We start from the raw sequence: 21361 nt of genomic DNA on the forward strand, positions 1-21361 counted from the left end.
AATGGGCACAACCCTGAGCAAATACTGAGAAATTCAATGGAACCCATGCGCGCATGACCGCCCTCGTTTGGTACCGTGACGACCTCCGTGTTTCCGACCATTTTGCGCTGCACGCAGCCGCCAGATCGCACGCATCGGTTGCGTTCGTTTACGTGCTCGACGACAGGGCGCCGGGCATTCGGCCGCTCGGCGGCGCGGCGCTGTGGTGGCTGGCGCAGTCGTTGCGCGCCCTGCAAGCGAGCCTGCGCCAGCGGGGTGCATCGCTGGTGTTGCGCAAGGGATCCGCGCCTGCGGTCATCGCCGCGCTCGCCCGCGAGGTTGGCGCCGAAGCGGTCTACTGGAACGAGATCGCGCAGGCGCCACACCGGGCCGTTGAAGATCAGGTTGCCGCCGCGCTGAGTGAGATCGGTATCGTCACGCATCGCTTCCCCGGTGACCTGCTGGCCTCGCCGAACCAGATCCGCACCAAGGAGAACCGGGGCCTGCGCGTGTTCACCCCGTTCTGGCGGCGGGTGCAGGCGCTGGGCGATCCGCCGAAACCACTACCGGCGCCGAAGACGCTGAAGGGCGTGGCGGACCTCGCCAGTGACAGGCTGGAAGACTGGAAGCTCGAACCGACCCGGCCGGATTGGGCTGGCGGCCTGCGCGACAATTGGCAGCCGGGTGAGGCCTCCGCGCAAGCCGCCCTCAAGGCGTTCCTTGGCGGCGGCATTGCCGGCTATTCCGGCGATCGCGACCGGCCGGACCGCGACGGCACCTCGCGGCTCTCACCGCATCTTCGCTTCGGCGAAATCAGTCCGCGCCAAGTCTGGCATGCCGCGCGCTTTGCCGCGGCCGAACACCCGCGCCTGTCTGCCGATATCGAAAAGTTTCTCAGCGAACTCGGTTGGCGCGAGTTCTGCCGTCATCTGCTGTTCGACGTCCCCGATCTCGCGACGCGCAATCTGCAGCCCCACTTCGACGGCTTTCCGTGGAAGCACGATGCCAAAGCATTGCAGGCATGGCAACGCGGCCAGACCGGCTACCCGATCGTCGATGCCGGCATGCGCGAACTCTGGTACACCGGCGTCATGCACAACCGGGTGCGGATGGTGGTGGCGTCGTTCCTGGTCAAGCATCTCCTGATCGACTGGCGCGAAGGCGAGCAATGGTTCTGGGATACGCTGGTCGATGCCGATGCCGGCAGCAACCCGGCGAACTGGCAATGGGTGGCAGGCTCGGGCGCCGACGCCGCCCCCTATTTCCGTGTCTTCAATCCGATCCTGCAGGGCGAGAAGTTCGATCCCGATGGCGTCTATGTCAGGCGCTGGGTCCCGGAGTTGGCGCCATTGCCCGACAAGCTGCTTCATCAGCCCTGGACCGCAACGCCGCTTGAACTTGCAAGCGCAGGCATCGAACTCGGCAAGACCTATCCGCGTCCGATCATCGATCATAAAGCAGGCCGCGAACGCGCGCTTGCAGCCTACGCCACGATCCGCGGCAACTCGTAGCGTTTTCGAGCGAAGTGGGAACCGGTTCGCGTCAAGAAAACGCGTCAAATTGAAAATTTAGCTCTTCGTCGACGCGCGATTGACCACCAGCACCGCGGCGGCACAGGCGATCATGCCGGCAATCGCGACGGCATCGAGCCGTTCGTCGAACAACACGAAGGCCATCAGCGAGGTCACGGCCGGCACCAGATAGAACAGGCTCGCCACCGATGTCGCGGCCTGATGGCGGATCAGCCAATACAGCAAACCGATCGAGCCGATCGACAGCGCCACCGCGAGCCAGGCCAGGGCGAGAATGAATTCGGTGGTCCAATGCACGACGCGCTGCTCGAACAGGAAAGCGCCGATCGTAAAGAACACGGTCACCGCGACATACTGCACGAGATTGCCGCTGCGCCAGTCGATGCGGCTGCAATAACGCCGCTGATAGAGCGTGCCGAGCGTGATGCTGACCAGCGATACCGCAGAAGCAAGCCAGCCCCAGCCGGCCTGTCCGCCCATCGGCCGGTCGTGCAGGATCAGCGCAACGCCAGCAAGCCCGATCAACAGGCCGCCCCACTGCATTGCGGTCACGCGCTCGCCGAGCCAGCGGTTCGCGATGGTGGATGTCAGGATCGGCTGCAAACCCGGGATCAGCGCCGACAGGCCCGCAGGAATGGATAGCGAGATCGCGATCGCCGTGCCGCCGAGATAGATTCCATGCACCAGAATGCCGGCGACGGCGCTGTGCCCGATCTCGACGCGGTTCGGCCATGCCGGCCGCGCGATGGCGCAGATGACGGCCATCAGTATCACCACGATCGCCATGCGGATCGCCAGATACGTCAAGGGATCGGCATTGTTGATGACATACTTGGTACCGATGAAGCCGGTGCTCCACAGCAGGACGAAAATCGCCGGCGCCGCGCGGGCGGCGAATCTGTCAAAATCCTCTGTCATTTGCCGTCCCTGTTGCCCGATCATATGCTATGCGGCAAGAACTGATCGCGCCGGGAGACCTGCGCGATTTCACATATCGAAGCCTGCTACCCGAAGATCTCCAACCAGGAACGCCATGGATGTTCGCGCCGCCGTCGCCGTCGCTGCCGGAAAGCCGCTGGAAGTAACGACCGTTCAGCTTGAGGGACCGCGCGAAGGCGAAGTGCTGGTCGAGATCAAGGCGACCGGTGTTTGCCACACCGATGAATTCACATTGTCCGGCGCCGACCCGGAAGGACTGTTTCCAGCGATCCTCGGCCATGAAGGCGCGGGCGTCGTGGTCGACATCGGCAAGGGCGTGACCAGCGTGAAGAAAGGCGATCACGTCATTCCGCTGTACACCCGGAATGCCGGCAGTGCCCGTCCTGCCTGTCGCGCAAGACCAATCTCTGCACCGCGATCCGCGCCACCCAGGGCCAGGGCCTGATGCCCGACGGCACCTCACGCTTTTCGATGGGCGGCAAGCCGATTCATCACTACATGGGCACATCGACATTTGCGAACTACACCGTGTTGCCGGAAATCGCGGTGGCGAAAATCCGCGAGGACGCGCCGTTCGACAAGGTCTGCTATATCGGTTGCGGCGTCACGACAGGCATCGGCGCCGTCATCAACACCGCCAAGGTGGAGGAAGGCGCGAAAGCGATCGTGTTCGGCCTTGGCGGCATCGGGCTCAACGTGCTGCAGGGGCTGCGGCTCGCCGGCGCCGACATGATCATCGGCGTCGACATCAACAATGACCGCAAGGCGTGGGGCGAGCGCTTTGGCATGACGCACTTCGTCAACCCGAAAGAGCTCGGCAAGGAGCTCGTGCCTCACCTCGTCGACATGACGAAGGCCGGCGCGGACCAGATCGGCGGCGCCGACTACACGTTCGACTGCACCGGCAACGTCACCGTGATGCGGCAGGCGTTGGAAGCCAGCCACCGCGGCTGGGGCCAGTCGATCGTGATCGGTGTGGCGCCGGCAGGCGCCGAGATTTCGACGCGGCCGTTCCAACTCGTCACCGGTCGGGTCTGGAAAGGCACCGCCTTCGGCGGCGCGCGGGGCCGCACCGACGTGCCGAAAATCGTCGACTGGTACATGCAGGGCAAGATCCAGATCGACCCGATGATCACGCATGTGATGCCGCTCGCCGAGATCAACAACGCGTTCGAGCTGATGAAGCGCGGCGAATCGATCCGCGGCGTGGTGACGTTCTAGGGTGAGATCGATCTCGTATTAAGGGGAGCGCCACATCGCGCCGAAGGCGCGAGCGCTACCACTCTTCCGGGCAGGCATCGACGATTCGCCAGAGCTCGCCGCCGTTCTTGATCTTCTTCATCTCGGTGGTGAGCCCGCCATTACGGCGGATCCAGTCCTTCACCGTATCGGGGTAGTAGGACATCAGATCCGATGTCCCTTCCGAACTCGTGACCTTGATGCCGAAGGTGAAGGCCTTGTCGTAATAGGCTTGGTGGAATCCGATGCTCGCCCTTGGCGTGACGCAAATCTTGTTCATCGGCACGATGCCGAACACCAGCGTGCAGGCCGAGTTGCAGATCCCGTCGATGATGACGCGCTCCTTGCGTTCGCGGATGCGCTTGTACTTGGCCTTGTACTCCTCGACATATCCGCCATGATCGCGCGTGATATGCAGGTCGGCGCGCGCTGGCGTCGCGACCAGAACCGAGAGGGACAGCAGGGCAAGAGGCGTGATGCGCATGGATCGATTGGGAACCGGATAGCCGTGGTTAGATGCGGGATAGTCGGTCCGTAGAGAAGACAGCAGAACTCTGGCCGGACTGTGTTGGGAATTCGTTAAGCATCCCTTGAGGCCAAAAATGGGCGCGTTAGGGTGGTTTTCTCCGCAGCTTTTCTACTCCGCTTCTCCGGGAATGCGAAATCAGATCGGGCCGGTCGCAGGGAGGCGCAGAGTTCGGCAAAACCAGACGTCAGGCTCCTATCCTATTGTTTTCACATGATTTTCTTCTTCCACACGGGCGGCTATCCGCCCCGCCCGAAATTGCTATAGTTCCAGGCAGGACTTCCGGAGAATCGAAATGACCAAAGCGAAGTTTTTGATGGCCGCCGCCCTGCTGTCGGCCGCGGCCCTGGCCCCGAACCTGGCAGACGCCCGCCACAATCGGCACCACCACCATCACCTGCACAACTGGGGGCTGCCCTACCAGATCAGCTACCTGCACAATTACGGCCCCGGACCGCAGCCTGGCACCTTCGCCTATTATGATGGCCCCTCCACGGTGCTCTGCCGCCAGGGCGCGGCGGCCTATATCGGCCAGGACCGCCGCCGGCATCCCTGCTACTAGCGTTCGGCTGCTGGCCCTGCCGGCCCAAGTCTGATAATCGACCCGTCGCACGCGCTCGTAGCTCAGCTGGATAGAGCATCGGATTTCGATTCCGAGGGTCGGGAGTTCGAATCTCTCCGAGCGCGCCAGTCCGCCATGCAGTTCAGAACTGAAAAGCCGGAGATCACCGCGCCGGGCTACGCCGATATGCCGAAGGGCATCGACGGGCTCGCCATGCTGGTCCAGGAAGTGTTGATAGATGGGAACTGCACTTCGGCCGACGGTCGGAAGCCGAGTTGGCTCACTTCAGTGAAATCCTGACCTCGCTGAGGTTCGCCGCGAACTCCATTCCCGCCTTGGGCCCTTGCAGGTCAATCTTCACACCTTTTTGGTTCGCCAGGTGAACGCCTCCGACGCCACCAACAAAGGCGCCGCCGCCACCGACGGAACTGTAGGTGCCGGAAAAATCGTTGACCTGCTTTATGCCTGACGCCCATCCTTCCAGCCGGCTGACCGATGCTCCAGCCGTAACACCCAGACTGAGACCCGATACTCTGAACGGATAGTTGCGGCCGCGATACGTCAGCACGCCGCTGCCGCCGCCGGCGCCCACCATCAAGCCCGCCTTCACCAACTTGACCCGGACATAGCCGGGCGCCTGCGCGAGCGATGATGTCGCCGAAAGAACGCCGGCGAAAAGCGTAATCGCTGCGAGCCGAATCATAGATGACATCGCTTCAGCTTCCCCGCGTTCAAGGGACCGCCACATCGACCTTCTTCCAGGTCTGATCCGGATCGAATAGGTAGATGCGTTTCGCGATGCTCTCGGTCCGTTTTCCGAGATCCTTCTCGTAGACCGTACCGGCATGATTGACCATGAAGGTCATGACGCCGGAATTTCCGTACTCGGCAGGGTATGCGATCAATGCGAAGCCGCCGATCATCTTACCGCCGACGACGTAGTTGAGAGCTCCGCCCGGCGCGTCGGATCCCTGCGCCGTCAGGATCCGGAAATAGTATCCATGATAGGGCTCCGGCTGATCGCCAACCTTGTACCCTTCGGCCGAAGCCTGCGCGGCCAGTTCGCCAAGCGGGCTCGGATCGCGATCGTCGCGCCAGAACAGTCCATCCTTCTTGCCCGGGCTGCTGACGATACGCTGCGCGTAAACCCCCGCCCCGCTGCCGGTGCGATCTTTTTCGGCATATTCGTTCTGAGCGTCCACAAAGGCCAGGCTGGTCTGAATGGCGTCCAGTTCATTGCGACCGATGCGACGATACAGGATCTCAAGCCGCCCGGCCGCCGGATCGAACTCCCAGCCCGTCCTGTTGTTCACCAAAGGAATCGGGAACGGAAACTCGTCCGCGCCGAGGATGAGCGTCGCCTTCTTGTTTCCTTCGGCCTTGACAGAATGCTTTGCATCATAGGCAGACAGGAAACGCTGGCGTGCCTCGGCATCGGCAACATCATCGCCGGATTCGACAATGTCTTTCCCATCCTTGCCGAGGACCTTCAGCAGCGCGCTTGTTGTCCCGGTCTTGACTGCGGCTGCCAACGCCGCCGCAGCGTCTTCCGGCGACGTAAACGCCTGTTGCGCGCGGGCGTCCGGCGCCGCGATACAGAGCATGCCGGCCAGTACCAGGCTTGCCGAGAAGGCACGAGCGAGCGGAAGCGAATGATGTTTGGTCATCGTCAAATCCTCGATCGCGCAGGGATCTGCCCGCCCGCGGCGAGCCAGTCGCGATAAGTCTGGAATTTCAGACCGAGCCTGTCGTAGTGGACGCGCAAATAGCCGTCGCTGCCGCGCGTCACCGCGTCCGGCGTCACCGTCTGCACCTCCTGCGCCATCACGCCGACATAGGCCTTGGTACTGCCGAGATAGCTGAAACGGTAGTAGCCGAGGCCGTTGTCGAGATGGCCGAGCAGGACCACATCGTGCTTCAGCGCGATGTCGGAACGCCGGCCACCACCGCCACCTCCCCGGAATCCTCCGCCTCCGCCTCCGCCTCCGCCGCCGCCGCCGCCACGGAAACCACCTCCGCCTCCTCCGGCAAACCCGCCGCCGCCGCCGCGGCCGGCCATGCTCATCTGGCCACGCGCGGAAGCAATATTGGCCGCACGTCCCGCCGACACGCCGGAGAATGCGTTGCCACGACCGCCACCGCCGCGATTCGCCGCACCACCACCGCGGCCGCGATCAGCGGTCGCTGCGCGGTTGCCGCCGCCCTTGGCGCCAGCCTTGGCAGTCTTGCCGCTAGCTTTGGCACGATCGCCGCCCTTGGCCCGATCGGCAGCACCGGCGCGATCGCCGCCGCGATTGCCGGCCCGATCTCCGTCTCGATTTCCACTGCGGTCACCTGCACGATCTCCCGCACGGTCACCGGCGCGATCACCCGGACGATCCTGGTTGGGCCGCAGCACCTGCTGGCCGTCACGGCCACGGAAATCCATCCGATTGGCGGCACCGGCCTGTATGTTGTTGTTGCCGAAGCGTTGCTGAACGTTGACGTTGTTGTATCGAACGCCCTGGCGATGCGCCGGGTTATGCTGCCAGTTATTCCCGACGTTGGTGACCCTGTTGTAGTGATTGACATAGAGGTTACGGTTTCCCCAGTTGAAGCCACCGCCCCAGTAATTGCCCCAGCGCCCGATCGCCCAGGCTGTACCAAAGGCAAGACCGGCCGCGACCACGCCGGCGCCGATATAGGATGGGTAGCCGAAGTAATAGGGCGGATAGGCTGCGTAAGGCCATTCGCCGTACACGGTGGCTGGATCGTAATAGGGAACGTACATCGTATCGGGCTGTGCCTGCTGGATCACGATGACGTCCCGGTTATCCTGCTTCTGGACGCTGACCTTCTGTTGCTTGTTGGTGACGAGCTTGTTGCGCGCCTGCGCCTTCGCCCGCAGCCGCTGGACTGCGTCCATCACGTCCGGCTGCTGCGCCAGCACGGCGTCGCCGAGATTCTTGGTCCAGTCGATCTTGTCACTCATCATGGCGATCACCTCGGGCGTCGACGCCAGCGCCTTGACGCTGTCGTCCCAGGCCTGCTTGTCGACCCCCGCCTTGAGCGCGTCGCCTTTCAGGCTCTTGTTGCCTTTCACCCAGCGGTCGGCCTGCACGACTTCGAGCGGATAGGTTGACGCCGCCAGCACGTTGGCGAGAAGTTCGTCCGGATACAGCGCGATCGGCGCAACCAGCGCCTCGAGCTGCTCGGGCTTCAGCAGGTCGGCTTGCGGCTGGGCCGGTGGCGGACTGGCAGGCGTCTGGGCGGCCGGCTGACCCGGCGGCGGTTGGCTCGATTGTCCTGACGGCGCGGGCTGATTGTCCGTCGTTTGCGCCATCGTCGCGACGGGCGCCGCCATCAGCAGCGCCAGCGCCAGCAGAACCTTGCCGCAACCAAGCATTGTCGCCTCCGTTCGCATTGTCCGCCGAGGTTCACCCCGTCGGGAGATCGGAGGTTTGACAAAGATCAATGGAATTTTGCCAGGCTCAGCCTTGCACCGGTTCCGGCGGCGCGCCCTGCGCTGACGCGAGGAGCAGCCGGCGATCGTGGATCAGATTCTCCAGCCGGTGCGCCGCCACATTCAGCGCGATGAGCTTAATCGGTGCAGGGGAAAAGCCTTCCATTGATCCAGATCAACGGGGCGTCATCCCCTCGCTGCCAGATTTCAATCAAGGCACCCGGCGAGCCCACTCTCGCTGGTCTGCGCCCTCCCCTCGGGCGCGCCGAAGAGGCCGTCACCCCCAATGGCGGCCTCTTTCATTGACCGGCCAGGGCAGACAGAACTAACCGCTGCCAGCCAAACCGATTGAGATGCGGCATGTTGAGACTGTTCATCGGGATTGTCGTCACACTCTCATTGAGTCGCGCGCCCGCGGCGGCCGAAGACAAGATGGTGGTCGATATGAGCAAGATGACCTGTGGCGAGCTGACGAAGCTCGGCTTCCAGGATTTCGCCGGCGTCACCATGTGGCTAAGCGGCTATTACAATGCGAGCGTCCGCAATACCGTCATCGACCTCTATCAATATGCACAGGCCGCCAAGACGGTGAAGGATTTCTGCGAGACCAGCCCGCGCGCGTCGGTAATGTCGGCAGCCGAGCGGGCGCTCGGCATTAAGATGCCGCGGCCGCGCTAACCGTGGTGCGCGCGAGCGGCAGCGTGATCCGGAACAGCGCGCCCTGACCTGCCCGGTTCTCCGCGGAAATCTGGCCATCATGCGCCTCAATGATGGTGCGGGCGATCGACAGACCCATCCCCATGCCGTGCGGTTTGGTCGTATAGAACGGCTCGAACACCTCGTTGAGCTTTCCCGCCAGGATACCCGGACCGCTGTCGGCGATCTCGATCTCGGCGGTGTCCCCATTTCGCGCCGTGCGCACCACGATCTTGCGCTGCGTCTTGTCGAGATGCGCCATCGCGTCAGCCGCATTCACGACCAGGTTGAGAAAAACCTGCTGCAGTTGAATGCGATCACCGCGGACCGGCAGCAACCCAGGCGCAAGTGTGCTGCTCACGGTAACCTCCCGGTCGTGGATAAGGCCTGAAACGAGATCGATGGACTCGCTAACAGCATCATTGACGTCGATTTCTCTTGTCTCGAACGGCGCGCGCTTGAGCAGGCTGCGCAGACGCCTGATCACTTCACCGGCGCGCTGGTCGTCACGCCTGATGTCGGAGATGATTTCCTTCAACTCCACCACATCAGGTGACGGCTTACCGAGCAACAATTCGGCCGTTTCTGTGTTGACGAGGATGGAGCCGAGCGGCTGATTGAGTTCATGCGCGATCGACGCGGTGAGTTCTCCCGCCATCGAGAAACGATTGACGTGCGCGAGCTCCGACATGCGCTGGCGCGCCTCGACCTCAGCAAAGCGACGCCGCCGTCGTTCGTAAAGCAAAATGGTGATCAGGCCAGCCTGCAGTAAAAATAATGCACTTACGAACATGACCTGCCAGCGATACTTCTCCCAGGCGGAGGGTTCGCGAAAGTACACGGAGCTGCCCGGCAGCAAAATGTGTTCGCCGACGTTCCAGCGTTGCAGCTCCCGCCAATCATATTTGGCCGCTGCAAACTCGCTGGACGGCGTCTTGATATCGCCCGGCTTCTCTCCGTTGAGAATGCGGATGGCGACGCCCACGGCGGTTCGGCTGCCGCCCAAGGCCGAGTGCATGGGGCCACCGATAACTTCCCTGCCAAAAAAGGCGTCGTCATGCGTGAAGATCGGCGCGTTAGCAACGTTATAGAGTCTGGTCAGCGCGCGATCGCCCTCATGTGCGACACCGGCGGCATCGACGACCATCTGGTACCAGAAGATCGCGGCATGCGGTGGCAGGGCGGCGAGCTGCTTCAGCGTGTCCTCGTAGGAAAGCTTGTCGTACCATCTGATCTCGACCTTGCCCTCGAGCGGCTTCAGCTCCCTTTCCATTTCGCCTCGCCAGAATCTCTCATTCGGCGAATCTCCATTGACGACGGCGATGGTATTCGTTTCCGGCGATATCTTCAGGAAGCTTTCGAACAGGACCAGGAATCGGTGGGTAACCGACACGACAGTGTCATTGTCGGTCATGCTTGAGTATTGGACGCGGCGCGCCTCGAGCGTGGTCAACAGCACCGGTGCGGCCGGGAAGAGTTGTCGGCGATGACGTTGGAGGAAGGACGCCGCAGGCGCGCCAACGCCAATAATCAGGTCGGGCGGCTGACTGGCATAGAGCGCACGCAGATATTCGAGAAACGGGGTTTCCGGATTTGCGTCCGCTGAGCGCGCGGCAACCAGCGAATGCTCCTGAACATCCAACGGCCAAGGCGATTGCCGGTCCAACTCGGCGCGAATGGCCCTGGCATATTCGTTCCATGGCCGGAATTCCCGGCCTACTGAATGCAGGATCATGATCCGCTTGTGCCCGAGCTCGGCGGCATCGAGCGCGGCAAGCGGCGCGTTGATCAACGTCAGCAGCAGGATGAGCCGCCAGACCGATTTGGCCAGACGCCCTTCCCGGTCGACGATCAGCCTGCGACCACTCAACGCCCTAGGCACCCTGCTGCACGCACAAAACGAGGCCAATAGCAGCACGATTCAGCGCGCGAGGAAACCGTCGCGAGCCGGCCCGCCGTCACTGGTTCCCTAGCAGCGCGTGACGACCCGCCCGTAGGCATCGACCGCCTGGACGCAACCGGACCCGTAATAGGCTCCGGCTGCTGCGGCACCTGCACCGACCGCAACGGCGCGGCGGGTGGTTCGTCGCGCCACGCCGGCATAGCTCATCGGCGTCAGCGGACGTCCGACGCGCGCCTCGGCGGACGTGATCAGGCCGCCATCGATCGCCGTCTCTCCATTCCAGAACAGGCCTACGGTAAGCGCTGCAGCGGCCGCAGCGGGCACGATCAGCTTTCGGGACAAGACGGTCATTTCTTTGCTCCTGCGGGTGTGCCAGGTGGGAGCGAGCGAAAGCACGGCGACCGAGGCGGCCGTGGCGAAAATCCAAAACTTTTTCCGAGATCGTGTTGGCTGACTCGTCTGGGCTCCTCCAAGGGTCGCAACATTGAGCGCGCGTCGATGCGGGCCAACCTTGACATGAATCAAGCCGCCCCATCGGCTAAGGGGCGGGACAGCGCGCATACTTGATTTCCATGTCCCCCATGCCGGGGAATATCCGGATCACAGTGTTGGCATCGGCCTCCCTAAGGCTGAATTGCACATTCTGCAGCATGATGTCGGAAGCACAGGCTGCGACCAGATTGATCGTCGCGCCTTCATCCTTCTTCGCCTTGATCCGGCATCGTGCAAATTTTCCGGTGATCTGGTCGCCCTCGATAATGAATCCGCCGCCATAGACGTCCGACATGTCGGTAAAGGCCACCTGCGCGCCCCTGCGGACGAAGACCTTGGCGCAATTATCGGCGTCGCTCGCCCAGGCGCCATTGAGATCGAAGGCAAAGGCAGGGCCAGGCATGACGAGGGAGGCGCCTGCGAGCAGCGCCGCAAGTGCGGTATTCCGGAACGTGGATTTCATCGCTTTCACCTCAATGTCCGCTCGGCACCAGGATTGGCAGCAGCGCATGCACGAGCCCGATCGCATCGACGGCGTGCGGGGCAAGCGGTGCCGGTCTTGTGCCCGGCACCGTGCCGTTCCCGCCTCGAGGAGGCTTGATCTGGATCAAGAGGTACTCCGTAACGGCGGGCCTAACCTTGGAACACAACAAGCGGCATACGGTCATTTCAGGAGAGGCGTGCCATGCCAAAGATCGACGACCTGATCCCCAACGCGAAGGAAATCCAGAAACAAGCTGCCCTGAAAGAGGCCGAGAAGGCCGACCAGCAGGCCAAGCGCGTGGCGGTGGCCGAGGCCGAGAAGCGGGCCCTGATCGAGAAGCTGAGCCAGCCTTCGGGACTGTCCGAAGACGAGAAAGTCCAGCTTGCCTCGACCGTCATCCAGCGCGCGGTGCGCAACGGCTTGTCCGAAGTGCAGGTCTATCGTTTCCCCAACACGCTGTGCACCGACCGTGGCCGCGCCATCAACCAGATGGAAAAGGGTTGGGAAACGACACTGACCGGGATTCCGAAGGAAATCTACCAGCTCTGGAGCGATTATCTTCAGCCACGCGGCTATCGTATCAGCTACCAGATCATCGATTTTTCGGGCGGCATGCCCGGCGATATCGCCATCACCATAAGCTGGGATGGCTAGTCGTTTCGCCTCCAGTCACAGTGGAACGGGGCTCATAGCAAATGGCCAAGGACGAGGCTTCGCCGAAAACAAAGCGAAAGGCTTATGAAAAGGAGCTGCGCAAGCTGCAGGTTGAGCTCTGCCATCTGCAGGAATGGGTGAAGGCCGAGAAGCTGAAGGTGATCATCCTGTTCGAGGGACGCGACGCCGCCGGCAAGGGCGGCACCATCAAGGCCCTCACCGAAAAGGTCAGCCCGCGGGTATTCCGCGTCTGCGCCCTGCCCGCGCCGTCCGATCGGCAAAAGAGCCAATTGTTCCTGCAGCGCTACATCGAACAATTTCCAGCCGGCGGCGAGATCGTGATCTTCGATCGCAGTTGGTACAACCGTGCTGGCGTCGAATATGTCATGGGCTTCTGCAGCCCGGCGGAGCACAAGCGTTTCCTGGAACTGTGCCCACTGGTCGAGAAATTCGCGGTCGATGCCGGCATCATCCTGATCAAGCTGTGGCTTGAAGTCGGAATGGAGGAGCAGGAAGCCCGCTTCAACGCGAGGATCGAGGATCCGTTGCGGCAGTGGAAGCTGAGCCCGATGGACACCGAGTCGTTCGGACGCTGGTACGATTACTCACGGGCGCGCGATATGATGTTCGAGGCGACCGACACGAAACATGCCCCGTGGCGGCTGGTTCGTTCCGACGACAAGCGGCGGGCACGTCTGAACGTCATCTCCCATATCCTCAAGGCGATCCCCTACAAGAAGATCGCGCGTGACAAGATCAAGCTGCCGAAGCGATCCAGCAAGGGTAGCTATAACGATCAGGCCAGCTTGCGCCGGATGAAGTTCCTCGAGGAACGCTACTAGCCCCAATTGGAAATAAAGGGAAAAAATAGCGCAATGCTAAGGAGCATCACCGAAAGCGCGCTAAGAACAAGGACTAGAAGAAGGAACTGGCGGTCATTCACCCTTGGACCGTAAGGCCCAAAGCGCGTTCCCGACAGCCGCTACTCCGATTAACTGCCATCTTTTCCCGACACCGTAGTTCTACGTGCAACCTGCGACGGTACGCGGGCGATCGCAGCGAACGGGAGCCGCGAAAGGCGACTCCCGCGCGCTTCTCATTGCATCGAGATGGTAACGCCTCCCACGGCCGCCGAGGCTTCCACTCCGATCCTTGGTCCACTGAGCTGCAGGATCACGCCATTGGCATTCTGCAACTGCACGGCGCCGGCGCCTGCTGCGAGCGCGCCGCCGGCTCCGCCCACGGCATAGCTGCCGGCCAGATCGCCGGGGCTTCGGAGGTTCAAGGCCCTGCCGACGAACTTGGTGGTCGAGGCGCCGATCGTGAAGCCCACGCTCATGCCCGACACCGTGAAGGGATACTTCTTGCCCCGGAAGCTCAGCACGCCCTGCCCGCCGCCGACACCGATGATGAAGCCACCCTTGGTGAAGACAACGGCTACCTGGCCGACCTCCGCAAGGCTCGGCGTTGCAGCGCCAGTCGAGGCCAAAAGTCCCAGCACGGTGGCAAGCATCATTCCTGTCCGAGTTTTCTTCATAACGCTTCCTTTTCCTGTTTATCTCGGGGATCTGCGGGCATGTGCTTGATGCTCGTCCCCGCCCCAGCGGCGCTTCTTGATCCAAGTCAACGCAAGCTGCTCTTGTAAGCCACGACTCGCGTTCCCTGCGTCGCCCGCGCCGCCGCGCTGCAACACGATCAGCCGTTTCTCAAATCGCCGAGCAGACTGTCCATTCTGCGCGTCCAATTGGCGCTGTCGGTTTTTTCCGCCATGCCGTCTGCCTGCAGGACCTCCCGGACCTGCCCGCGGGCGCCCACGATCTGGAAGGCGATGCCGCGTGAAGCGAGTTCGCCGTGCAGATCGCTCAGCATTCTTACGCCGGCCAAATCGATGAAGGGCGACGACGAAAGACCGCAGACGACAAGCTTGATGCGAGGCGTCGCATCGACCTTTGCCAGCACCGTGTCGCGCACTGTTTCCGCATTGATATAGAGCAGCGAAGCCTCGGGGCGGAATGCGACCACACTTGCAAGCGGCTCGACATCGGGGTTGCGCGCGCTGTCGGCATAACGGCCGGTTCCTGGCAGACGGCCGAGGAAGGCGACGTTCGGCTGCGAAGCCCGCACCAGCAGCAGGAATATGGAGGCGATCGCCGCCAGCAAAATGCCTTGCAGGATGCCAAGCAGCAGCACCGAGATCAGCGCTATCGCAGCAGCGTAAAAGTCGATCCGGCTGATCCGCCACATCCGCAGAAGCGCGGCAACATCGACCAGTTTGTAAACCGCGGTGAAGACGATCGCCGCCAGCACGGCCTTTGGCAGATTGGTCAACAGCCCCGTGAGAAACAGCAGGCAGACGGCAAGCGTGGCAGAGCAGATCACGAGCGCAAGAGGCGTTTTCGCGCCCGCCTGGTCGTTGACGGCGGATTGCGACAGTCCGCCCGCGACGGGATAGCCATGACCGAGCGATACCGCGAGATTGGCGGCGCCTAACCCCAGGAACTCCTGCCGCACGTCGAGGGAATAGCCGTGCTTGGCGGCAAAACTTCGCGCGGCAGAAACGCCCTCGACATAGGCAAGTAACAGAATGCCGGCGGCGAGCGGAAACAGTTCGTCGAACTCCAGCAGTCCGAAAGTCGGCATGGCAAAGCTCGGCAGGCCCTTCGGGATTTCACCGGTGACGGGAATGCCGAGCGCCGGCAGGCCGAGCACCGTTGCGATAGCGATCGACAGGATGACAACCGCAAGCCCCACCGGTCTGCCCGGAAGCATGCGCTCGCCCAGCAGGAGCAGCAGGATCGCAATAAGCCCGAGCGCCAGCACACCCCAATGGATGGCGCCAAGCTGTCCGACAAGCGTAACCAGACGATCGAAGAAGTGTCGCCCGCCGCCGCCCACGCCAAACAGGCTCGGCAGCTGGGTCATGATGATGGTCAGGCCCGCGCCCGCCTTGAAGCCGACCAGAATGCTGTCGCTGATCAGCCGTACCAGCATACTCAGCCGGAAGATCCACGCGATCAGGCAGAGCGCGGCTACCGCGAGCGCCGATATGCTCGCGATCTGCGCGTAGCGTACCGCATCGCCGGCGGCGAGCGTCCCGACTGCACCCGCGATCATCAGCGAGATCGCCGAGGTTGGACCGACCGCGAGCTGGCGCGAGGAGCCGAGCAGTGCGTAGCCGACCCCTCCTAGCATATAGCCATAGACCCCGACCTGCGGCGGCAGCCCGGCAAGCGCCGCATAGGCCAGCGAGACCGGGATCGCGTAGGCGGCGAGCGTGACGCCACCGATCACGTCGGAAGGCAGCCAGGAAGCCCGGTATCCAACGAGCCATTCCGCCGGAGGAAAGAACCTTGTCCACCTCGCCGCCATAGCATCCTCCCGGTTACTCTTGCGACGCCTTGGCCGTGTTCGGCATCTCACAGAGCAGCAGGACCATCAGCAGTGCTGCAACCGGAATACCCAATGTGAGCGTTGGGATTCGTTCGGTCAGGAAAGCACCTGCGCCGGCGCCGGTCCCAAAGGCGGCGCACACGCCGATGAAGATGCAGGACTTCCGCAGCCGCCCAGGCTCCCGCCCGCCCGAAGCCAGAGAAAATGCTCCCTCGATCGCCTGGCGAAAATTGCCGGTGATCATGACTGAGCTGTAGGTCGCGCCCTCCACCTTGGTGAAGATCGAGGTCTGCATGGCGGCAACCATGGAAATGCCGAGCGTTCCCGCAACTTCGGGCACGCGATTGTGCAGGATGCCGACGAGAATCAGCATCCCGATTTCCACGAGAAGGCTGAGTTGACCGGTCCTCCCGCCGGCCGCACGGCGCAGCCAAGCAGCGATCACGACGCCGACGCCGAAGGCGAACAGCGGAGGCACGAAGTGAAGTGCCTGCTGCCACTGCCCCGCCATGGCATGTACCCACAGGAATACCACGTTTGCGGTTTGCGCGTTGGCGAGAACGCCGTGCGTGATCCATGTGTAGGTATCGATATAGCCGCCGGCAAACGCCAGCAGCAGAGCAACCGGCAAGATCTCCTCGCGCCGCACAGGCGGATCGACGGCGCGCGTCGCGGATACGCTCAAGTTCATCGGGTGAATAAGCGATCCAGGTGCCGTCTTCCGGATTGATCTGGATCAATCGCCCCTGGGGATTCAACGGCATCCGATACACTCTCGCAATCGGCCCGCCGGAGAACGGCTGAACCAGCAGTTGGCCAATGTCGCCGTGCTGCCTGAGCCCGGCTGAAAGTCCGTTGATCCAGATCAACGCTTCGGCATAACGGCGGCAAAGACTTCGACCGGGCGCACAAGCCGGACGCAAGGCATGAATCTGTTTCGTTTGCTGATCGTCGCCATAGCCGTCACCACCTCCTCGCTCGCGTTTGCCGCCGATGACGAGCCCCGGCTCCAGGAAGAAGTATGGGCGCTGCCGCTCCCCTTGCCGACGATTGCCTATGTGGTGCGCCCGGTCGGCGACGGCCCCTTCCCGCTTGCGATCATGAACCATGGCGTGTCGCTCGATCCCCTGCAGCGCAGCTTCTTACCGCTGGTGGAATTCCGCGACGCCGCCATGTGGTTCGCGCGCCGCGGCTACATGGTCGTGGCACCGGCGGGCTCGGGATATGGCGCGGCCGCCGTCGAAGTCGCTGAGGCCGGATTGTTCGCCGGCGTGTTCTTTTCCAAGGTCGGCAAGTGTACCAACCCCAATTTCCACGATGCCGGCCTTGCCGTCGCAAAACTCGATCTCTGGATCATCGAGTACATGAGCACGCTCAAGCGCATCGTGCCCAATAACGTCATCGTCGTCGGCCAGTCCGCCGGCGGCTGGGCGTCAATTGCGCTGTCGAGCGTCAATCCGCCGCCGGTGAAGGCGATCATCACCTTTGCCGCCGGGCGCGGCGGCCGTGTCGACGGCAAACCCAACAACAACTGCGCGCCCGACAAACTCGTCGAGGCAACCGGCGAATTCGGCCGCACTTCCCGTGTGCCGATGCTGTGGATGTATATCGAGAACGACACCTTTTTCGGACCCGAACTGTCGAAGCGGATGCATGCTGCCTTCACCGCCGCCGGCGGTAACGCCGAATATCACCTGTTTCCCCCGCATGGCGGTGACGGGCACTTCTTTGTGGGCGCGGCGGACGCCGTACCGATCTGGTCGCCGCTGGTCGCCGCCTTCCTTGACAAACACAGGTGAGCAGCGATGCAACATTCATCATGGCGTTGCCTTGTCTTCGGCGTTGCCGTTGCCCTGACCGCTACTGAAGCGGCTTTTGCGCAGGCGACTCCTCCCACTGCCGCCAAAATCGCGACGGACGAGTTCGCAGCACGTGGTCCGCGCGAGGCCCGCAGCATCAAGTACGGCGACTGGCAAAAGCTCTGCTTCAAGCCCGGTGGCGCGAAGATGGTATGCCGCACCACGATCAGCGGAACATTCGAAACCGGCCAGACGGCCGTACGCATCTACCTCACGGAGCGCGAGGGTGACAGCGCTGCCAGGTTGCAGTTATTTCTGCCGGTCGGACTTTATATGAAGCCCGGCGCCAAGCTCACGGTCGACAAGGGAACGTCACACAAGATTCCGTTCACTTGGTGCCTGACCAATACCTGCATCGCCGCCGACCTTGCCGCACCGGCGCTGCTGCGCGAAATGGAAGCCGGCAAAAACCTGACGGTGGAAGTGGTGGATACCAACCTGCTGGCGGTCACGACGTCGCTGCCGCTCCAGCAATTCGCTGCCGTCCGCAAGGGTGCGCCGACGCAGGTCTTTGAACAGCAGATCGACGAGTGATACGGGATTGCCGCGTCCCTATGCGAGGCCCGCGGCCCTTTCAATCGGTTCCATCAGCGATCGGGCCGTGAACGGCTTTGTCAGGTAGGCAACACAACCCGACGCCATTGCCGACATGCGGGTGGCGTGGCTATCATTTCCGGTGATGTAGATCACCGGCAGCGCAATACCCTGCTCCGTCAGTTGGTACCGTAGTTCGATACCGGATCCGTCGCTTAGATTGACGTCTAGAACGATACAAAAGGCTCGATCGAAATCAGCATGATCTTTCAAGGCCTTCGTCGTCTCGAACGGCACGGACTCGTATCCAAATTGCCGGAGCAGCCGGCGCATACCCTTCAACATGGAAGGATCGTCATCGACGACCAGGACGACTTTGTTATGCAGTTGGGGCAAGGTTCTTTGGCTCCCAGATCATGGACGTCATTCCCGGGACGGGCCCGGAAAACAGCCCTCAATTCCTCTGAAGAACGAAGGTTCCTAAGATCCAGGTGACTTGCCTCCTCGTCACCCGGCTCGTCAGCACATAACGTATGTTGCTGCCCGCGAGAAAATGTTCATATTGTCCCTTGGGACAGGCCCGTCAGCCAAGCAGGCCGAGCCGCTCGGCAATAGTAACCAATTCCGCCAGGGATTGGACCTTCATCTTCTCCATCACCTGATGGCGATGTGCCTTGATGGTGCGCTCGGTCGCACCCAGTTCATGCGCGATCTGCTTGTTGAGCTTGCCGCGCACGACGAGCCCGAATACCTGCTGCTCCCGGGGGGTCAGAGCTGTCATCAGCGCCCGCATCTTCCCAGCCCTGTGCCGGTCGCCGCGCACCGTGGCGTGATGCGCCAAGGCGCGTTCGATGGCGCCGAGCAATTGCGCCGATTCAACCGGCTTCGTGAGGAAATCTTCCGCGCCTGCCTTGATGGCCCGCACAGTCGTAGGCGTATCGGCATGGCCGCTCAGGAACACGATCGGCAGTGCGGAGCCCAGTTCGTTCAGACGCCCCTGCAATTCGGGGCCGCTCAGGCCGGGTATCCGCACATCGAGCAGGATGCAGCCTGGTTCGTTCTCATCCGGCAAGCGGTCGAGCAATTGCTGCGCCGACGGATAAGTCGCAACCTGATAGCCCGCGAGCTTCAGCCGCCGCTCCATCGCGGTACGAAAGGAGTCGTCGTCGTCAACGACATGAATGCGTCCCGGCAATCGCCCCTCCTATGCACCTAGCGGCAGGATAAAACGAAATGCAGCCCCGCCGCCCGTCTGGTTCTCTGCCCAGATCCGGCCCTTGTGCGCGAGAATGATGGTACGGGCGATAGAAAGCCCTATCCCCATGCCCTGGTGCTTGGTGGTGAAGAAAGGATCGAACACGTGGGCAAGCTTGTCCGGCGGGATGCCGGGGCCGGAATCGGAAATCGAAATCTCCACCGTCGAGCCGCCGTTCAATTCAGTACGCCCGATCACGGTGCGGCCATACGGAAGCCCGGCCATGGCATCCATGCTGTTGACGACCAGATTGAGGATCACCTGCTGAAGCTGGACCGGATCGCCCCTGATACGGAGCTCACCGGGCGAGGTCTGGAGATACAACGCGATGTTGCGCGCAGAGGCCTGCATGGAAAGAAACTTGAAAGCTTCGCCTATGATCAGGTTGAGATCGATCTCCTTGGCCTCAAAGGGAGTACGCGTCAAATAGCTACGCAGGCGGCGGATGACCTCGCCGGCGCGCTGGTCGTCGCGCTTGATATCGGCCAGGATTTCGCCGATCTCAGCGAGATCGGGATTTTCCGATTTCAGCATCATCTCGGCGGTCTCGGCATTGGCGAGAATCGATCCCAGCGGTTGATTGAGTTCATGTGCGATCGACGATGACAACTCCCCGGCCGTTGTTTGCCGGTTTACATGCGCGAGTTCCGACATCCGCTTGCGCGCTTCCGCCTCTGCATCGCGCCGCAAGTGGCGCTCATGCAGCAGGAACGCGATCAAGCCCGCCTGAAGGAACAGCGTGGCGAATATCGCCATGCTTTGCCAGCGATATCGCTCGAAGAACGTAGGCTCGCGGAGACGAATCTCGCTACCTTCCGGCAGATCAGATGCGCTGACATTCCAGCGCTGCATCTGTTTCCAGTTGAAGAGCGGCCTGGCCTCCCATACGACCGGCGCGATTTCCCCCGCCTGCTCTCCGTCGAGAATACGCAATGCGAGCCTCCCCGCATCGGCGCCGATCTCGGCTGCAATCAGGCCGTATCCGCCGATTCCGCCGGCGGCCAATAATGCCTCGGTTCCAACAATGATGGGACGGTTCGCCGCTTCTGCGATCATCTCCATCGCAGTTGCGGCCGGATAGTAAGTGCCTTCACCATCAGAAAATACGCCCGAATAGACGATGGCACTCCGCTCGGGCAATTCGGCCACCCGTTTGCGGATCTCCGACATTTTTTGCCCGACCAGGTCGATCACCGTCAGGCCGGCTGTTGCTGCCGGGATTTCCATACCCCAGTGTCGGAAGAGTGCCTGCCGGTCCCAGCTATCCCCGACCAAGACGATCGTATCGAGGCCGGGCATCACCGCACGCGCGGCCTTGATCGCTCCCGTCAGGGAATTTTTCGTAACAACGCCGGTGACGTCCGCCGGCTGCCCAAGCTTTTCCAATTGGGTGGCGTCCAGCATGGCGAAGACGACCGGCACGCCGGGCCACAATTCCTCACGCCAGCGCAACGCATGTTCGAGCGCGCCTTCGCCGTTCGCCACGATGACGCCGATCGGCCTGTCTCGGTATTTTTCCTTGAGGTGCCGCTTCAGGCTCTCTTTGTAGGGGGCGCCGCCAAAACGGGGCAGGTCGAGATTCTCGCTATAGATCGTGATGCGCCCATTGGCGCCCAACACCGTCCGCAACCCGGACGACAGTTGATAATAGAACGGTCCGCGCAGATCCGACTGATCGAGCACCAAAATCGATTGCGGGCGCCGTTCCTGGGCCGACAAAGACATCGGCGCAAGCAGCGCGAGCAACCCGACGACAAGTCCTATAGGCGAAATGATTGCGATCATGGCCCGGGTGAACTTTCCGGGAGAAACTAGCACCTCGTTGGCTCAGTGCAAATCTTTACAACCTCCACGTGACCCAACCCGACAGCCAGA

The 21361-nt window shown here is 62.2% G+C and carries 23 protein-coding genes, 1 tRNA gene and 2 pseudogenes; 10 read left to right on the forward strand and 16 right to left on the reverse strand.

Features of this window, described 5'->3' with window-relative positions:
- Window positions 1-53 precede the first annotated feature (53 nt).
- On the forward strand, window positions 54-1490 hold the full coding sequence (locus tag ACPPVP_RS27235) for a cryptochrome/photolyase family protein (protein WP_426526201.1): 1437 nt from the start codon (window positions 54-56) through the stop codon (window positions 1488-1490).
- Window positions 1491-1547: 57 nt separating this feature from the next.
- Here ACPPVP_RS27235 and ACPPVP_RS27240 read toward each other — a convergent pair whose 3' ends face one another.
- Window positions 1548-2429 carry a DMT family transporter gene (locus ACPPVP_RS27240; RefSeq protein WP_426526203.1) on the reverse strand — a complete coding sequence of 294 codons (882 nt, stop codon included), beginning with the start codon at window positions 2427-2429 and terminating at the stop codon, window positions 1548-1550.
- 115 nt (window positions 2430-2544) lie between these two features.
- On the opposite strand from ACPPVP_RS27240, the pseudogene ACPPVP_RS27245 reads away from it, so the two are divergent.
- A pseudogene (locus tag ACPPVP_RS27245) lies at window positions 2545-3671 on the forward strand (S-(hydroxymethyl)glutathione dehydrogenase/class III alcohol dehydrogenase).
- Between the two features lie 55 nt (window positions 3672-3726).
- On the opposite strand, the gene ACPPVP_RS27250 reads toward ACPPVP_RS27245, so the two are convergent.
- A complete protein-coding gene (locus tag ACPPVP_RS27250) occupies window positions 3727-4173 on the reverse strand; it encodes a hypothetical protein (protein WP_426526205.1) in 447 nt (148 codons plus the stop codon).
- A gap of 337 nt (window positions 4174-4510) precedes the next feature.
- Between ACPPVP_RS27250 and ACPPVP_RS27255 the strand changes: the two genes are divergently transcribed.
- The 3 genes from ACPPVP_RS27255 to ACPPVP_RS27265 all read left to right on the forward strand — a co-directional run bounded on the left by ACPPVP_RS27255 (window position 4511) and on the right by ACPPVP_RS27265 (window position 5077).
- Window positions 4511-4777, forward strand: a complete 267-nt coding sequence (locus ACPPVP_RS27255) for a hypothetical protein (RefSeq protein ID WP_426526207.1) — start codon at window positions 4511-4513, stop codon at window positions 4775-4777.
- A 51-nt stretch (window positions 4778-4828) separates the two neighbouring features.
- Window positions 4829-4905 (forward strand) — tRNA-Arg (locus ACPPVP_RS27260).
- A gap of 7 nt (window positions 4906-4912) precedes the next feature.
- Window positions 4913-5077, forward strand: coding sequence for a hypothetical protein (locus tag ACPPVP_RS27265; protein ID WP_426526209.1), 165 nt, complete (start codon window positions 4913-4915; stop codon window positions 5075-5077).
- Here ACPPVP_RS27265 and ACPPVP_RS27270 read toward each other — a convergent pair.
- The 4 genes and pseudogenes from ACPPVP_RS27270 to ACPPVP_RS27285 form a co-directional block, all read right to left on the reverse strand.
- Window positions 5058-5489 carry a hypothetical protein gene (locus tag ACPPVP_RS27270; protein WP_426526211.1) on the reverse strand — a complete coding sequence of 144 codons (432 nt, stop codon included), beginning with the start codon at window positions 5487-5489 and terminating at the stop codon, window positions 5058-5060. The genes ACPPVP_RS27265 and ACPPVP_RS27270 overlap by 20 nt on opposite strands.
- Before the next feature lie 19 nt (window positions 5490-5508).
- Window positions 5509-6357: pseudogene (locus ACPPVP_RS27275) on the reverse strand (DUF2950 domain-containing protein); the annotation flags it as partial.
- 89 nt (window positions 6358-6446) lie between these two features.
- A complete protein-coding gene (locus tag ACPPVP_RS27280) occupies window positions 6447-8162 on the reverse strand; it encodes a DUF3300 domain-containing protein (RefSeq protein ID WP_426526213.1) in 1716 nt (571 codons plus the stop codon).
- Between the two features lie 85 nt (window positions 8163-8247).
- Window positions 8248-8385: a hypothetical protein gene (locus ACPPVP_RS27285; RefSeq protein ID WP_426526215.1), complete on the reverse strand. Its 138-nt coding sequence runs from the start codon at window positions 8383-8385 to the stop codon at window positions 8248-8250.
- A 194-nt stretch (window positions 8386-8579) separates the two neighbouring features.
- Here ACPPVP_RS27285 and ACPPVP_RS27290 point away from each other — a divergent pair, with 194 nt between their 5' ends.
- On the forward strand, window positions 8580-8897 hold the full coding sequence (locus tag ACPPVP_RS27290; RefSeq protein WP_426526217.1) for an HdeA/HdeB family chaperone: 318 nt from the start codon (window positions 8580-8582) through the stop codon (window positions 8895-8897).
- Here the strand turns inward: ACPPVP_RS27290 and ACPPVP_RS27295 are convergent.
- The 4 genes from ACPPVP_RS27295 to ACPPVP_RS27310 form a co-directional block, all read right to left on the reverse strand.
- A complete protein-coding gene (locus ACPPVP_RS27295) occupies window positions 8875-10581 on the reverse strand; it encodes a sensor histidine kinase (protein ID WP_426526219.1) in 1707 nt (568 codons plus the stop codon). The two genes, ACPPVP_RS27290 and ACPPVP_RS27295, sit on opposite strands and share 23 nt — an antisense overlap.
- A gap of 303 nt (window positions 10582-10884) precedes the next feature.
- Window positions 10885-11169, reverse strand: a complete 285-nt coding sequence (locus ACPPVP_RS27300; RefSeq protein WP_426526221.1) for a hypothetical protein — start codon at window positions 11167-11169, stop codon at window positions 10885-10887.
- A 187-nt stretch (window positions 11170-11356) separates the two neighbouring features.
- Window positions 11357-11773, reverse strand: a complete 417-nt coding sequence (locus tag ACPPVP_RS27305; RefSeq protein WP_426526223.1) for a hypothetical protein — start codon at window positions 11771-11773, stop codon at window positions 11357-11359.
- 10 nt (window positions 11774-11783) lie between these two features.
- Window positions 11784-11921, reverse strand: a complete 138-nt coding sequence (locus ACPPVP_RS27310) for a hypothetical protein (RefSeq protein ID WP_426526225.1) — start codon at window positions 11919-11921, stop codon at window positions 11784-11786.
- A gap of 74 nt (window positions 11922-11995) precedes the next feature.
- Here ACPPVP_RS27310 and ACPPVP_RS27315 point away from each other — a divergent pair, with 74 nt between their 5' ends.
- Both ACPPVP_RS27315 and ppk2 read left to right on the forward strand, forming a co-directional pair.
- Window positions 11996-12448: a hypothetical protein gene (locus ACPPVP_RS27315; RefSeq protein ID WP_426526227.1), complete on the forward strand. Its 453-nt coding sequence runs from the start codon at window positions 11996-11998 to the stop codon at window positions 12446-12448.
- Between the two features lie 41 nt (window positions 12449-12489).
- Window positions 12490-13290 carry a polyphosphate kinase 2 gene (ppk2, locus tag ACPPVP_RS27320; protein WP_426526229.1) on the forward strand — a complete coding sequence of 267 codons (801 nt, stop codon included), beginning with the start codon at window positions 12490-12492 and terminating at the stop codon, window positions 13288-13290.
- Window positions 13291-13544: 254 nt separating this feature from the next.
- Here the strand turns inward: ppk2 and ACPPVP_RS27325 are convergent, their stop codons facing one another.
- From ACPPVP_RS27325 to ACPPVP_RS27335, 3 genes are all read right to left on the reverse strand, one after another.
- Window positions 13545-13985 (reverse strand): hypothetical protein, encoded by a 441-nt coding sequence (locus ACPPVP_RS27325; RefSeq protein ID WP_426526231.1) that lies wholly within the window; start codon window positions 13983-13985, stop codon window positions 13545-13547.
- 158 nt (window positions 13986-14143) lie between these two features.
- Window positions 14144-15817: a SulP family inorganic anion transporter gene (locus ACPPVP_RS27330; RefSeq protein WP_426526233.1), complete on the reverse strand. Its 1674-nt coding sequence runs from the start codon at window positions 15815-15817 to the stop codon at window positions 14144-14146.
- Between the two features lie 13 nt (window positions 15818-15830).
- Window positions 15831-16487 (reverse strand): YoaK family protein, encoded by a 657-nt coding sequence (locus ACPPVP_RS27335; RefSeq protein WP_426526235.1) that lies wholly within the window; start codon window positions 16485-16487, stop codon window positions 15831-15833.
- Between the two features lie 277 nt (window positions 16488-16764).
- Between ACPPVP_RS27335 and ACPPVP_RS27340 the strand changes: the two genes are divergently transcribed.
- Window positions 16765-17637: an alpha/beta hydrolase family protein gene (locus ACPPVP_RS27340; protein ID WP_426526237.1), complete on the forward strand. Its 873-nt coding sequence runs from the start codon at window positions 16765-16767 to the stop codon at window positions 17635-17637.
- Between the two features lie 6 nt (window positions 17638-17643).
- Window positions 17644-18231 carry an invasion associated locus B family protein gene (locus tag ACPPVP_RS27345; protein ID WP_426526239.1) on the forward strand — a complete coding sequence of 196 codons (588 nt, stop codon included), beginning with the start codon at window positions 17644-17646 and terminating at the stop codon, window positions 18229-18231.
- A gap of 18 nt (window positions 18232-18249) precedes the next feature.
- Here the strand turns inward: ACPPVP_RS27345 and ACPPVP_RS27350 are convergent, their stop codons facing one another.
- The 3 genes from ACPPVP_RS27350 to ACPPVP_RS27360 all read right to left on the reverse strand — a co-directional run bounded on the left by ACPPVP_RS27350 (window position 18250) and on the right by ACPPVP_RS27360 (window position 20971).
- Window positions 18250-18627, reverse strand: a complete 378-nt coding sequence (locus ACPPVP_RS27350) for a response regulator transcription factor (protein WP_426526241.1) — start codon at window positions 18625-18627, stop codon at window positions 18250-18252.
- 187 nt (window positions 18628-18814) lie between these two features.
- On the reverse strand, window positions 18815-19426 hold the full coding sequence (locus tag ACPPVP_RS27355; protein WP_426526243.1) for a response regulator transcription factor: 612 nt from the start codon (window positions 19424-19426) through the stop codon (window positions 18815-18817).
- Between the two features lie 9 nt (window positions 19427-19435).
- Window positions 19436-20971: a sensor histidine kinase gene (locus tag ACPPVP_RS27360; RefSeq protein ID WP_426526245.1), complete on the reverse strand. Its 1536-nt coding sequence runs from the start codon at window positions 20969-20971 to the stop codon at window positions 19436-19438.
- Window positions 20972-21361: the final 390 nt, after the last annotated feature.

Source organism: Bradyrhizobium sp. McL0615, from assembly GCF_049993905.1.
Classification (GTDB): domain Bacteria; phylum Pseudomonadota; class Alphaproteobacteria; order Rhizobiales; family Xanthobacteraceae; genus Bradyrhizobium.

Excerpts from the sequence above, each read along its gene's own strand:
- ACPPVP_RS27235 (WP_426526201.1), top strand. The coding sequence starts at position 54 with ATGACCGCCCTCGTTTGGTACCGTGACGACCTCCGTGTTTCCGACCAT.
- ACPPVP_RS27240 (WP_426526203.1), bottom strand. The coding sequence starts at position 2,429 with ATGACAGAGGATTTTGACAGATTCGCCGCCCGCGCGGCGCCGGCGATT.
- ACPPVP_RS27250 (WP_426526205.1), bottom strand. The coding sequence starts at position 4,173 with ATGCGCATCACGCCTCTTGCCCTGCTGTCCCTCTCGGTTCTGGTCGCG.
- ACPPVP_RS27255 (WP_426526207.1), top strand. The coding sequence starts at position 4,511 with ATGACCAAAGCGAAGTTTTTGATGGCCGCCGCCCTGCTGTCGGCCGCG.
- ACPPVP_RS27265 (WP_426526209.1), top strand. The coding sequence starts at position 4,913 with ATGCAGTTCAGAACTGAAAAGCCGGAGATCACCGCGCCGGGCTACGCC.
- ACPPVP_RS27270 (WP_426526211.1), bottom strand. The coding sequence starts at position 5,489 with ATGTCATCTATGATTCGGCTCGCAGCGATTACGCTTTTCGCCGGCGTT.
- ACPPVP_RS27280 (WP_426526213.1), bottom strand. The coding sequence starts at position 8,162 with ATGCTTGGTTGCGGCAAGGTTCTGCTGGCGCTGGCGCTGCTGATGGCG.
- ACPPVP_RS27285 (WP_426526215.1), bottom strand. The coding sequence starts at position 8,385 with ATGGAAGGCTTTTCCCCTGCACCGATTAAGCTCATCGCGCTGAATGTG.
- ACPPVP_RS27290 (WP_426526217.1), top strand. The coding sequence starts at position 8,580 with ATGTTGAGACTGTTCATCGGGATTGTCGTCACACTCTCATTGAGTCGC.
- ACPPVP_RS27300 (WP_426526221.1), bottom strand. The coding sequence starts at position 11,169 with ATGACCGTCTTGTCCCGAAAGCTGATCGTGCCCGCTGCGGCCGCTGCA.
- ACPPVP_RS27305 (WP_426526223.1), bottom strand. The coding sequence starts at position 11,773 with ATGAAATCCACGTTCCGGAATACCGCACTTGCGGCGCTGCTCGCAGGC.
- ACPPVP_RS27315 (WP_426526227.1), top strand. The coding sequence starts at position 11,996 with ATGCCAAAGATCGACGACCTGATCCCCAACGCGAAGGAAATCCAGAAA.
- ppk2 (WP_426526229.1), top strand. The coding sequence starts at position 12,490 with ATGGCCAAGGACGAGGCTTCGCCGAAAACAAAGCGAAAGGCTTATGAA.
- ACPPVP_RS27325 (WP_426526231.1), bottom strand. The coding sequence starts at position 13,985 with ATGAAGAAAACTCGGACAGGAATGATGCTTGCCACCGTGCTGGGACTT.
- ACPPVP_RS27330 (WP_426526233.1), bottom strand. The coding sequence starts at position 15,817 with ATGGCGGCGAGGTGGACAAGGTTCTTTCCTCCGGCGGAATGGCTCGTT.
- ACPPVP_RS27340 (WP_426526237.1), top strand. The coding sequence starts at position 16,765 with ATGAATCTGTTTCGTTTGCTGATCGTCGCCATAGCCGTCACCACCTCC.
- ACPPVP_RS27345 (WP_426526239.1), top strand. The coding sequence starts at position 17,644 with ATGCAACATTCATCATGGCGTTGCCTTGTCTTCGGCGTTGCCGTTGCC.